7 protein-coding genes and 2 pseudogenes are annotated in these 14,385 nt (G+C 19.7%); 7 read left to right on the top strand and 2 right to left on the bottom strand.

What is annotated here, in order from left to right; genetic code table 11:
- Nucleotides 1–36 precede the first annotated feature (36 nt).
- Nucleotides 37–2,559 (bottom strand): annotated as a pseudogene (gene gyrA, locus GJT82_RS00690) (DNA gyrase subunit A); the annotation flags it as partial.
- Nucleotides 2,560–2,710: 151 nt separating this feature from the next.
- Nucleotides 2,711–5,071 (bottom strand): annotated as a pseudogene (gene mutS, locus GJT82_RS00695) (DNA mismatch repair protein MutS); the annotation flags it as partial.
- Between the two features lie 367 nt (nucleotides 5,072–5,438).
- Between mutS and rsmH the strand changes: the two are divergent.
- From rsmH to murC, 7 genes are all read left to right on the top strand, one after another.
- Entirely contained in the window at nucleotides 5,439–6,377 is a 939-nt protein-coding gene (gene rsmH / locus GJT82_RS00700; protein ID WP_246225644.1) for a 16S rRNA (cytosine(1402)-N(4))-methyltransferase RsmH, read from the top strand.
- A 46-nt stretch (nucleotides 6,378–6,423) separates the two neighbouring features.
- On the top strand, nucleotides 6,424–7,938 hold the full coding sequence (gene murE / locus GJT82_RS00705) for a UDP-N-acetylmuramoyl-L-alanyl-D-glutamate--2,6-diaminopimelate ligase (protein ID WP_168819238.1): 1,515 nt from the start codon (nucleotides 6,424–6,426) through the stop codon (nucleotides 7,936–7,938).
- Nucleotides 7,938–9,305 carry a UDP-N-acetylmuramoyl-tripeptide--D-alanyl-D-alanine ligase gene (gene murF, locus GJT82_RS00710; RefSeq protein ID WP_168819240.1) on the top strand — a complete coding sequence of 456 codons (1,368 nt, stop codon included), beginning with the start codon at nucleotides 7,938–7,940 and terminating at the stop codon, nucleotides 9,303–9,305. Before murE ends, murF begins: the two co-directional genes overlap by 1 nt.
- Nucleotides 9,306–9,310: 5 nt before the next feature.
- Nucleotides 9,311–10,387 (top strand): phospho-N-acetylmuramoyl-pentapeptide-transferase, encoded by a 1,077-nt coding sequence (gene mraY / locus GJT82_RS00715; RefSeq protein WP_425482460.1) that lies wholly within the window; start codon nucleotides 9,311–9,313, stop codon nucleotides 10,385–10,387.
- Nucleotides 10,387–11,694, top strand: coding sequence for a UDP-N-acetylmuramoyl-L-alanine--D-glutamate ligase (murD, locus tag GJT82_RS00720; protein ID WP_168819244.1), 1,308 nt, complete (start codon nucleotides 10,387–10,389; stop codon nucleotides 11,692–11,694). Before mraY ends, murD begins: the two co-directional genes overlap by 1 nt.
- Nucleotides 11,695–11,781: 87 nt before the next feature.
- The gene (murG, locus tag GJT82_RS00725) at nucleotides 11,782–12,846 is read left to right on the top strand and encodes an undecaprenyldiphospho-muramoylpentapeptide beta-N-acetylglucosaminyltransferase (protein WP_168819246.1); all 1,065 of its coding nucleotides are present in this window, start codon (nucleotides 11,782–11,784) and stop codon (nucleotides 12,844–12,846) included.
- 33 nt (nucleotides 12,847–12,879) lie between these two features.
- Nucleotides 12,880–14,343 carry a UDP-N-acetylmuramate--L-alanine ligase gene (murC, locus tag GJT82_RS00730; RefSeq protein WP_168819248.1) on the top strand — a complete coding sequence of 488 codons (1,464 nt, stop codon included), beginning with the start codon at nucleotides 12,880–12,882 and terminating at the stop codon, nucleotides 14,341–14,343.
- The last annotated feature ends 42 nt before the right edge of the window (nucleotides 14,344–14,385 follow it).

A 14,385-nucleotide genomic window follows, 5' to 3' on the forward strand; every position in this document is an offset into this window, starting at 1 on the left:
AATAAATATTTTTTATAATTAAAAAAATTATTTTATAGAAATTTTTTCTAATGCTATAATTTTTTCGTTTTTATTTATTTTCATTATCATAACTCCTTTAGTATTACGACTAACTGTAGAAATTTCTGAGACATATGTACGTATTAAAGTTCCTATATTTGTTATTATTAATATTTGATTATTAGAAGATACTTCTATAGCATTTGCTACTAAACCATTTCTTTTATTAACTTTAATAGAAATAACACCTTTAGTAGATCTTGATTTAATTGGATATTCTTTAATATTTGTTTTTTTTCCATATCCATTTTCTGTAATGGTTAAAATATCATTTTGACATTCATTTTTTAAAATAACTAATGAAACAACATTATCTTTTTGAGATAAAAGTTTAATTCCTTTTACACCAATTGATGTTCTACCCATAGATCTAACTTCATTTTCATTAAATTGTACAACTTTACCTAAAGATGAAAATAACATTATTTTATCTTTTTTATGAGTGATATCAATTCCTATTAAAGAATCATTTTTTTTTAATTTTATTGCAATAATTCCTCCATTTCTAGGTTTACTAAATTTATTTAAATTAGTCTTTTTTACTATTCCTTTTCTAGTTGCCATAAATAAATTTAAATCATTACTATATTTTTTTAATACAAATAAATTAGTAATTTTTTCATGATTTTTTAATGGTAAAATATTTATAATTGGTCTACCTTTAGCGTATCTATTAGACATTGGTAAATTATATACTTTAGTCCAGTATAAACGTCCTAAATTAGAAAAACATAAAAGATTATCATGTGTATTAGCTATAATTATACGATTAATAAAATCTTTTTCTTTTATTTTAACTGCTAATTTTCCTTTACCACCTCTATGTTGAACTTCATAATCAGATAATTTTTGATATTTAATATAACCTTGATATGATAGTGTAATTATGACATCTTCAGAATTAATTAAATCTTCCATTTTTATAAAAGATCTGTTTTTGATAATCTCAGTTTTTCTTTTATCTCCAAACTCTTCTTTAATAAAAATTAATTCTTTATATATAACTTTCATTAAACATTGATAGTCATCAACTATTTTAATAAGTTCTGATATTTTATATATAATATTTTGATATTCTTGAAATAATTTTTTATGTTCTAAACTAGTTAATTTATGTAATTTTAAATCTAAGATAGCTTGTACTTGTTTATGACTAAAAGAATAATTATTATTAGATTTAATTAAATTTAAATTATTTAAAATAATATTCGATTTTTTTTTCTCTTGAGATTTTAAAATAAATAATAAATTATTAGTATTCCATGATTTAGAATAAATTTTATTTTTTATGATTTCTATAATAGAAGAAGAACGAATAATTTCTATTATTGATTGTATATTAGATAATGCTACTATTAATCCTTCTAAAATATGAGCTTTATTACGTGATTTATTAATTTCATAATTAGTTCTACGTATTACTACTTCACGTCGATGAGATATAAATGCTTCAATAATATTTTTTAAAGACATGATTTTAGGTTGTCCTTTATATAAGGAGACCATATTAATACTAAAAGAAATTTGTAATGGAGTTAAAGAATATAAATTATTCAAAATAACGTCTGTAGATATATCTTTTTTTATTTCCATTACAATTCTAATGCCATCTTTATCTGATTCATCTCGTAAATTTTTAATTCCATGAATTTTTTTTTCTTTAATTAATTCTACAATTTTTTCTATGAGTTTAGCTTTATTAACCTGATATGGTAATTCATATATAATAATTGATTTAAGATTATTGTTTATGACAATTTTACTACGTCCACGAATAAAAATTTTTCCTTTTCCTGTAATATAAGCTTTTTGAATACCATCAAAATCATTTATAATTCCTGATGTGGGAAAATCAGGTCCAGGAATATATTTCATTAATTGTTGAATAGAAATATTTTCATTTTTTATATATGCTAAACATGCATTTATAACTTCTGTAAGATTATGTGGAGGTATATTTGTAGTCATCCCTACAGCTATTCCAGAAGATCCGTTAATTAATAAATTAGGTATTTTTGTAGGCATTACTTCAGGAATTTTTTCAGTTAAATCATAATTAGGTAAAAAATCTACTGTTTGTTTTTCAAGATCACTAATTATTTCTTGAGCTATTTTAGTCATTCTTATTTCAGTATAACGCATAGCTGCTGCAGAATCACCATCAATAGATCCAAAATTACCTTGTCCATCTATTAATGTATATCTTAAAGAAAATGATTGTGCTAATCTAACTATAGTATCATAAACAGCAGAATCACCATGAGGATGATATTTACCTATAACATCTCCTACAATACGAGCTGATTTTTTATAAGGTTTATTCCATGTATTTCCTAATATATACATAGCATATAACATTCTTCTATGTACAGGTTTTAATCCATCTCTTGCATCTGGTAATGCTCTACCTATTATAACAGACATAGCATAATCTAAATAAGAATTTTTTAATTCTTCTTCAATATTAATTGAATTAATTTCTTTAGAAAAAGAACTCATAATAAACTATTATCCTATTAAATATATATTATTTTTACTAATTTTAACATAATTAATTATATTCTATTAATATATTTAGAAATAATATCAATAATAATTAAGATAAAAAACTAATTATTTAATTAATCAATTAATATTTTAATAATTTTTTTTCTAATTGAATAATTTTTTTTTCAGCTAATTTAATTACCTTTTTAGGTATACCAGCTAAAGAAGCAACAAATAAACCATAATTTTTATTAATAATTCCATTTTTTAATGAATACATAAATACAATAGATTTATTAAATTCTATAGCATCAAAATAAACATTTTTTATTCCTTTATTTTTTAAAGATAAATTAGTTAATTCAATATAATTTGTAGAAAATAAAGTCATTGATTTATTTTTTTTTAAAATATTCTCAGCACAAGCCCATGCAATAGATAATCCATCATATGTAGATGTACCTCTACCAATTTCATCCATTAATACTAAACTATATTTATTAGCATTTCTTAAAATGTTTGCTGTTTCTATCATTTCTATCATAAAAGTAGATAAACCAGATGAAATATCATCCATAGAACCAATTCTTGTAAATATACGATCTATTGGACCAATAATAGCTTTTTTTGCTGGTACATAACTACCTATATAAGTCATTAAAACAATCAGTGCAATTTGACGCATATAAGTACTTTTACCACCCATATTAGGACCAGTAATTATTAACATATGATTTTCAGGAGTTAATAATAAATTATTAGGAATAAATTGATCTTTAAGAATATTTTCTACAACAGGATGACGAGAATTTTCTAGAAATAATCCTAATTTATTACTAATAATAGGACGTGTATAATTTAAAGTTATTGATCTTTCTGCTAAATTACATAATACATCTAGTTCTGATATTAATAAAACCATTTGTTGTAATTTTTTTAATTCGGGATTAATTATATCAAATAATTGATTATATAAAAATTTTTCTAAAAGAAATAATTTATTTTTAGATAAAAGAATCATTTCCTGATAATTTTTTAATTCAGGAATAATATATCTGTTATAATGTTTTAATATTTGAATATTTAAATATTTTTTAGGTAATTTTTTAATTTTTTGATTTTTAGTTATTTGTATATAATATCCATATATAGTGTTAAATCCTATTTTTAATTTTTCTATATTCAATAATTTACGTTCTTGTTTTTCTAAAGTAATTAAATATTCTTGAGAATTTTTAGATAATTTTCTTAATGTATCTAAAGTTTTATTATATCCTGTAGCAATTACATTTCCATCTTTTAATGTAGAAGACGGATTTTTTTTAATTGATTTCTTTAATAAATTCTTTAATTTTTCAAATAATCCTATATTAAAAAAATTTTTTTTAATATAACAATTTCCTATAATATTAAAAATATTATGTATTTTAGGTAAAATATTAAAAGTATATCTTAAAGAAACTAAATCTTTAGGTTTAGCAGTTCGTAGTGATAATCTTGCAATTATTCTTTCAATATCATTTATCTTAATTAATAATTTTTGAAAATTAATAAAATGTTCTTGTAATTTTGAAATACTATTTTGACGTTCAAAAATAATTTTATTATTACGTACGGGAGAATGTAACCAACGTTTTAACAAACGACTACCCATTGAAGTACTAGTATAATCTAATATACTTATTAAAGTATTATCTTTATTACCTGATATACTTTCTGTAATTTCAAGATTCTTCCTAGTATTTTTATCCATTATAATTTCATTAGAAATATTTTTTAATTTAATATTATTTATATGAGGTAAAAATACACGTTGTGTATCTTTAACATACTGTATTAAACAACCAGCAGCTTTAATAGCCATTGATGCTTTTTCAATACCAAAACTCTTTAAGTTTTTAGTTTTAAATTGTATATTTAATTGTTGGTGAGCAGTATCAAGATCAAATTCCCATATTGGTCTACGTCTAATACAATTTCTTTTTTCTATTAATTTCATATATTGAAAATTTTCAGGATATAATAATTCAACAGGATTAGTTTTTTGTAATTCACCTGATATTATATCATAATTTTTACTTTCCATAATTTTAAAACTTCCAGAACTCATATTTAATGTTGCATATCCGAAACCATAATTTATTTCTTGCCATATAGATGCTAATAAATTATCTTGATTATTTTTTAATAAAAAATCATCACTTACAGTTCCAGGAGTAATAATACGTACAATTTTACGTTCTAATATCTTATTAGGTGTTTTATTTATATTATTAATTTGCTCACAAATTGCTACAGACTCACCTAAATTAATTAATTTAGATAAATAATTTTCTAAACTATGAAATGGTATACCAGCCATAGGTATTGGTTTATCGTTAAATGTACCTCTTTGTGTAAGAACAATATTTAATATTTTTGATACTTTTTTAGCATCTTTAAAAAACATTTCATAAAAATCACCCATACGATAAAATAATAATATATTTGGATATTGTTTTTTTATTTTAAAATATTGTTGCATTATGGGAGTACATTTTATATTTTTTATATTCATGATTATGTAAAAATTTTTATAATATTTTATATATAGTAAAATTTTATTATTAATATAAATAGTATTTTTTATTAAAAATTTATTTTATAATAAAATTATTTAATCTAAAAAAAAATATTATCTATAATTTTTGTATAGATATAATAATAAATATATTAATCAAAATAATAAATATTTTATATAATTAGATTTATTTATATAGATAACAATATTATTATATAATATTAAATAATTCATATAATATAATTAGTACTATAATAAATGTTCAATTAAATATAAAATATTTTAAATAAACTAATAAAATTATTTTATAATTACATTATAAATACAAATTATGATAAAACATTTACCAGTTATGTTAAAAGAATCTATTAATAGTTTAAATGTAAAAAAGAATGGTATTTATATAGATGCCACATATGGATGTGGAGGTCATACAAAATTAATCTTATCTAAATTAGGAAAAAGAGGTCGTATATATGCAATAGACTGTGATATAAAAACAATATTAGTTAATAAAATTTTTGATAAACGTATTATATATATAAATACAAAATTTTCTAACCTAATAAATATTTTAGATACAAAAATATTAGGTAAAATAGATGGAATATTATTTGATTTAGGTTTTTCATCTTTTCAATTAAATGATCCTAAAAGAGGTTTTTCTTTTATGATTGATGGTTTATTAGATATGCGTTTTGATCAAAAGAATGGAATAACTGCAGAACAATGGATTAAAAAAGTTAGTCAAGATGAATTAGCTTTTGTATTAAAAAATTATGGTGAAGAAAAATTTGCTAAAAAAATAGCATTTTATATTAAACAATATGTTATAAAAAATAAATTAAATAAAACTAGTAATTTAAGTAGATTAATATGTTCTGTATTATACAAATATAATAAAAACAAAAAAAGATTAAAACATCCAGCAACAAGATCTTTTCAAGCAATAAGAATTTTTATTAATAAAGAACTAGAAGAATTAAAAAAAGCTTTATTTAATTCATTAATAATATTAAAGAAAGGAGGTATAATATCTGTAATTAGTTTTCATTCATTAGAAGATCGTATTATAAAAAATTTTATGAAAATATATAGTATGAATGATAAATGTTATTCTAATTTTCCTTTAACCGAAAAAGAAATAAATAATTTATCTAAAAACAATTATAAATTAAAAGTAATTGATAGAATATTTCCTTCTTATAAAGAAATTTATGATAACCCTAGGTCAAGAAGTGCAATATTACGTGTAGGACAAAAAATATAAAAATTTTAAATGAAAATATAAATTTTATTTTTTATAAGGTATATTATTGAGTAACTATGGATTAAATTTATTAGAATTATTAAATAATCATATAAGTGATTATAAAATATCTAATATTTTTATAAATAAAATAGTTTTAGATAGTCGTCAAATTAAAGGTAAGAATTGTTTATTTATAGCTATTAAAGGTTGTAAATTAGATGGAAAAATTTTTATAGATGACGCTATTAAAAATGGAGCTGTTGCTATTATCACTTATAGTGATAATAATACATCACCTTATAATATAATTTTTAAAAATAATATTCCTATAATTTTTTTATCAAATTTACAAAAAAAAATTTCTTTTTTTGCAGGTAAATTATATAATCATCCAAGTTATAAAATACCTGTAATTGGAGTTACAGGAACTAATGGAAAAACAAGTATTACCAATTTTTTAATGCAATGGATTAATTTATTAGGAAAAAAAGCAGCAATTTGTAGTACATTAGGAAATGGTTTTTATAATAATTTAATAACTACTAATAATACTACAGATTCTGCAATTGATATTCAATATACATTAAAAAATTTTTTAGAAAAAAAAGCTGACATAGTTATTATAGAAATATCTTCTCATGGACTAAAACAATTTAGAGTTGCAAATTTAAAATTTGAAGTAGGAATTTTTACCAATTTAACTAGAGATCATTTAGATTATCATTTAAATATGAAAAATTATGAGTTAACTAAATGGAAATTTTTTTCTGAACATAAAATTATAAAAAATATTATAAATATTAATGATATTATAGGATATAATTGGTTTAAAAAATTATCTTATAATAATAAAAATGTTATTGCTGTTACTACTAAAAAATATTTTTTTATTAAAAATAATTTATATTTTAAAGTTACTAAAATAAATTTTTTAAAAGATAATACTATTATAGAATTTAATTCTAGTTGGGGTAAAGGAACTATTAAAACATTTTTAATTGGATATTTTAATGTAATTAATATTATCTTAAGTATGACTACATTATTAAATTTAAATTTTTCTTTAAAAGAACTTATAAATACTTCACACAAAATACATTCTGTTCATGGAAGAATGGAAATATTTCCTTCAAAAAAAAAATATCCAAAAATTATAATTGATTATGCACACACTCCTCATGCATTAAAAAATGCACTTTTAACTATTAAATTATACTGTAAAGGAAAAATATGGTGTATATTTGGATGTGGAGGAGAAAGAGATATTGGAAAACGTTCAATTATGGGTATAATTGCTAAAAATTTTTCAGATGTTGTAATTATTACTACTGATAATCCTAGATCAGAAAATATAATAGATATTATTAATGATATTATAGAAAAATATAAAAATAAAAATAATTTACATATAATCACAAATAGATTTAAAGCAATACATTATGCAATAAATAACGCTAATAAAAATGATACTATTCTTATAGCAGGAAAAGGTCATGAACAGTATCAAATTATTGGGAATAAAATTTTTAATTATTCTGATTATAATGTTGTTAATAACATTTTTAAAAAAAATATTTAATGAATAAATTTATTAATTTAAAAAAATTAACACAAATTATTAATGGTAAATTAATTGGAAAAAATATTGATATATTAAATTTTTCTATAAATAGTAAAAAAATTAATTTTAAATGTTTATTTATAGCTATTAAAGGAAATAATTTTGATGGGCATAGTTTTGTTCAAGACGCAATATCTAATGGAGCAATAGCTATAATTGTTGAAAAATATTTAAAAGTAATAATACCTCAAATAATTGTATCTAATACAATTATTAGTTTAAGTAAAATAAGTTTATGGAAAAGATTACAATCAAAATCTCATTTTATAGGTATAACAGGTTCATCTGGTAAAACGTCTGTTAAAGAAATGACTTTATCAATATTAAAAAATATTGGCCAAGTTTTATTTACTAAAGATAATATGAATAATATTATTGGAGTTTCTTTAACATTGTTAAATTTAAATAAAAAACATAAATATGTAATTATTGAATTAGGAGCCAATAATTTAAATGATATTAAATACTCAACTAATTTAGTTAGACCTAATACAGCTATAATTAATAATTTATCAGAATCTCATTTAGAAGGTTTTAAATCTTTTAAAAATATTATTAAATGTAAAAGTGATATATTTAAATATTTATCAATTAATGATAGAGCTATTGTTAATTTTGATGATATAAATTATAAAAAATTTTTACATAAATTAATTAATAAAAAAATATGGACATTTTCTATAAAAAATTATAATGCTGATTTTTTTACTAGTAATTTAAAAATTTTACAAAATAAAATTTATTTTAATTTACATACTCCAATAGGAATAATATTTATTAATTTATTTATTATTGGCGGTGTACATAATGTAAGTAATGCATTAGCCGCATCAGCACTATCATTATCTGCAGGTGCTTCTTTAAAAGATATATCTAAAGGTTTAGCAAATTTTAAATCAGTAGCTGCTAGACTTTTTCCTATAAAATTAGGACATAATAAATTAATTTTAAATGATACATATAATGCTAATCCTAAATCAGTTATAGCAGCTATTAATGTTCTTAAAAAAATGAATGGTAAAAAAATTTTAGTTATTGGAGATATGATGGAATTAGGACGTTATTCAATTTTTTATCATAATCAAATAAAAAAAATTATTATAAAATCTAAATTAGATTATGTTTTAAGTATTGGTAATTATAGTAAATATATTACAAAGTATAATAATAATGCTGAACATTTTTTAAATAAACAAAAATTAATTATACGATTAATTAAAATATTAACTAATTTTAATAAATTTACTATTTTATTTAAAGGATCTAGAAAAGCTCAAATAGAAACACTGATAGATATGTTATTAAAGCAGGAACAATTTAAATGATAATTATTTTAGTTAAATATTTTAAATATTATTTTCCAACATTTATTTTTTTCACTAGTCTGACATTTAGATCTATCATTAGTCTTTTAACTTCTTTTGTTATCTCGCTGTATATTATTCCATATTTTATTATATTTTTTCGTAAAAAAAATTATTCTCAAGTAATTCGTTTAGATGGTCCTAAATCTCATTTAAAAAAAAATAATATTCCTACTATGGGGGGTATTGTAATATTAATATCATTTATTATTTCAATATTATTTTGGTCAGACTTATATAATCCATATCTATGGTATGTATTAACTATAATGATATTATATGCATTAATTGGTTTTATAGATGATTTTTATAAAATTATTTTAAATAATTCTATTGGTTTAACTATTTATAAAAAAATTTTTTTACAAACAATTATAACAACAACAATTATTACATTTTTTTATATAAATAACACAGATAAATCTGCATTACAATTTATAATTCCTTTTTGTAAAAATATAAAAATTTATTTAAATTTTACTACATATTTAATAATTTCTTATCTAATTATAATATGGATTAGTAATTCTGTAAATTTAACTGATGGTTTAGATGGTATGGCTATTATTTCTATAATATCAGTTATTATTGGTTTAGCAATAATATCATTAATTACGGGAGATATAAAATATGCTAAATATTTTAATTTACCATATATAAAATATACTAAAGAATTAGTAATTATATGTACTGCAATTATTGGTTCAGGATTAGGTTTTTTATGGTTTAATACATATCCAGCAACTATATTTATGGGAGATATAGGATCACTATCTTTAGGAAGTGCTATAGGTATGATAACTATTTTAATAAGACAAGAAATATTATTATTTATTATTGGTGGAATATTTTTATTTGAATCATTATCAGTTATAATTCAAGTTTTTTTTTATAAATATAAAAAATATCGTGTATTTCTTATGGCACCTATACATCATCATTTTGAATTAAAAGGATTTTCAGAACCTCATATTGTTGTTAGATTTGGAATAATATCATTAATATTATTATTTCTTGCCTTGTCAATATTAAAGGTATGTTAATGAATAAAACTAAAAAAGTATTAATCATAGGTTTAGGAATTACTGGACTTTCATGTATCAATTTTTTTATTAAACAAGGTATTATACCATATGTCATGGATAGTAGAATTAATCCTCCTTTAATTAAAGAAATACCATCTTTAGTTAAATATTGTGTTGGATATCTTAATAAAGATTGGATTTTAAATGCTAATTTAATTGTTATTAGTCCAGGAATTTCTGTATTACATCCATTATTAAAAGATGCTGCAAATAGAGGAATCAAAATAATAGGAGATATTGAATTATTCTATAATTCAACAAAAACTCCTATAATTGCTATTACAGGTACTAATGGAAAAAGTACTGTAACTAATATGATAGGTAAAATAATAAATAATTACTACAGTGCAGCAATTGGTGGAAATATTGGATATCCTGCATTAAGTTTATTAACTAATTTTCAAAATTTTTATGTAATAGAAATATCTAGTTTTCAATTAGAAAGTATAAAAAAATTTAAACCATTTATATCAGTTATATTAAATATTTCATCAGATCATATGGATCGTTATCCATTAGGAATAGAACAATATCAAAAAACTAAGTTAAAAATTTATAAAAATGCTTCTATATGTATATATAATGCTAATGATTTATTAACATATCCTAAAAATTTAAAAATAAATCAACGATGTATTAATTTTGGGATAAATAAAGGAAAATACCAATTATATAAAACTAAAAAAAATATATATTTAAAAGTTAATAATCAAATAATTTTAAATTTTAAAAATACTAAATTAATGGGAATACATAATTATGTTAATTCTTTATCCGTATTAGCAATAGCAGATATATTAAATATACCAAGAAAAATATCATTAAAATATATTAGTAATTATAAATTAAATAATCATACATTACAAATTATACATGAAAAAAATGGAGTTATTTGGATTAATGATTCTAAATCTACTAATATAAACAGTACAAAAGCAGCTTTAGATTTTTTAGGAAATGATAAAAGAATATGGTTACTATTAGGAGGATATGATAAAAATTGTGAATTTCATTTGTTAAAAAAATATTTAATGAATAATAATATTCATGTTTATTGTTTTGGATTAGCTAGTAAAAAAATAATATCTTTATATCCTAAAGCAATACCAGTCAAAAATATGTCTGATGCTATAAAAAATATTTCAAAATTATTAAAATATGGCGATATAGTTTTATTATCTCCTGCTTGTTCTAGTATTGATCAATTTATAAACTTTAAAGATCGAGGAATAAAATTTATTAAATTAGTTAAAAAAAATAATTAAATATATCTTTTATAAAAAATTAATTAATTGTAAAAAATATTTAATTGTATTTTTATTTAACATATTTTAAATTATATAAATATAAAAATGTCTAAAAAAATTATTATAGTATCCGGTGGAACAGGTGGACATATTTATCCTGGTCTTAATATAGCACATAAATTAATAGAAAAAGGATGGGATGTTCGTTGGTTAGGTGCAATTAATAGAATGGAAGCAAATATTATTCCTAAAAAAGGAATTAAAATTTATTTAATTAAATTATTTAAATTTGAAAAAAAAAATATCTGGTCAAAAATAATAACTTTATTTAAACTAATAAAACCTATATATGAATCTATTTTAATTTATAAATCTTATAAACCTAATATAGTTTTAACTATGGGAAGTTACATATCAGGACCTAGTGGAATAGCTGCTTGGTTGTGTGGTATTCCATTAATAATTCATGAACAAAATAGTATTCCAGGAATTACTAATAGTTTTTTATCAAAAATAGCTAAAAAAAATATGCAAGCTTATCCTAATACATTCAAAAATGGAATATTAGTAGGTAATCCTTTAAGTAAAGAAATAATTAAATTATCTTTATATAAAAATAAAAAAAATATTTTAAAATATAAAAAACCTTTGCATATATTAATTATGGGTGGTAGTCAAGGTTCTGATATAATAAACATTATAGGTGTAAAATTAGCAAAGATTTTAAAAAATAAAGTAATGATATTACATCAAGTAGGAAAAGGTAATTTAAAAAATATTTCTTTATCATTTTTAGATAAATATAAAAAAAAATTTTATTTTATTACAGAATATATTAATAAAATGCATGATGCATATAAATGGGCAGATATTGTTATTAGTAGATCAGGTGCTATGACTGTAAGTGAAATTTCTGCTGTAGGATTACCAGCTATTTTTATACCTTTTAAACATAAAGATAATCAACAATATTTTAATGCATTAAGATTAGAAAAAATTGGAGCAGCAAAAATTTTTGATCAAAATAATTTTAATATTTATGATATTATAAATATAATATTATCTTGGAATAAAAAAATATTAATAAAAATGTCAAAAAAATCTCGTAGTATTTCTTTAATTAATTCTACAGAATTAATTTATAAAGAAATTAATAAATTTATTAACTAATTATAGTTATCCATAATATAGAATTATAAAGTAATGAAAAGAAATAATTTTTTAAAAAAAGTAAATTATATAACACCTAAAATGGATAATATTAAAAATATTCATTTTGTTGGAATTGGTGGTTCTGGTATGGGAGGTATAGCTTATATTTTAGTAAAAAAAGGATATAAAGTAAGTGGATCAGATATTATTTCTAATACTATTACAAATAATTTAATTTCATTAGGAGTAAAAATATACTTTCAACATAATATTAATAATATTAATAATGTAAATGTTCTTGTAGTATCTTCAGCAATAAAAAATAATAATCCAGAAATAATTGCTGCAAAAAAAAAAAATATTATAATAATTAGTAGAGCTAAAATGTTATTTGAAATAATGAGATTTTATTATGGTATAACTATTACTGGAAGTCATGGTAAAACTACTACTACTGCAATGATATATTATATATATTCATTATTAGGACTTGATCCAACATTTATTAATGGAGGAATTTTAAAAAAATCAGAATTATATGCTTATTTAGGAACAAGTAAATATTTTATAACAGAAGCAGATGAAAGTGATGCTTCTTTTATTAATTTAAGACCTATAATTAATATTATTACTAATATTGAAGATGAACATTTAGATTTTTATCAAAATAATATTGAAATTTTAAAAAAAAAATTTTTATATTTTTTAAAAAAAATACCTTTTTACGGTTGTATTATTGTTTGTATTGATAATACATCTATAAGAAATTTAATAAAAAATAATTTAATACATAATAATATTATAACTTATGGTTTTAGTAAAGATGCTGATGTAAGAATATATAATTATCAACAAAATGGTTTAAAAAGTAAATTTTTTTTATTAAAAACAAAAGAAAATATATCTTTAGAAGTAAATTTAAATTTACCTGGTTATCATAATGTTTTAAATGCAACTGCAGCTTTTACTGTATCTTCTTATATAGGAATACGTAATAAAGATATATTAAAAGCATTAGAAAATTTTCCGGGTATAAAAAGAAGGTTTGATATTTTAGGTACTTTTAAATATAAAAAAAATAATTTAATAGGTAATGTTATACTTATTGAAGATTATGGTCATCATCCTACAGAAATAAATATAACAATTAATACAATACGTACTGTTTGGCCACGAAAAAAAATTATAATGATATTTCAGCCACATCGTTATTCTAGAACTATAAATTTATTTAATAAATTTATAAGAGTATTATCTAATGTTGATGTATTATATATATTAAATGTATATTCTGCTGGAGAAGATTATATTATAGGTGGAGATAGTATTTCTTTATTTAATGGAATAAAAAATTATGGAAAAATTATTCCAATTTTTGGTATATGGAAAAATTATAATGAAATAATTTTAAGTTTATATTCAAAACTTACTGGAAATGACATATTATTAATTCAAGGTGCTGGAGATATTAATAATATTTCATCTTTATTAGTTAAAAAAAAATTCAAATTATAATATATTTTATGTTATTTAAATATTTTTTATAAAAAATTTTAA

Origin of the sequence: Enterobacteriaceae endosymbiont of Plateumaris rustica (genome assembly GCF_012562965.1) — a bacterium.
Taxonomy (GTDB): domain Bacteria; phylum Pseudomonadota; class Gammaproteobacteria; order Enterobacterales; family Enterobacteriaceae.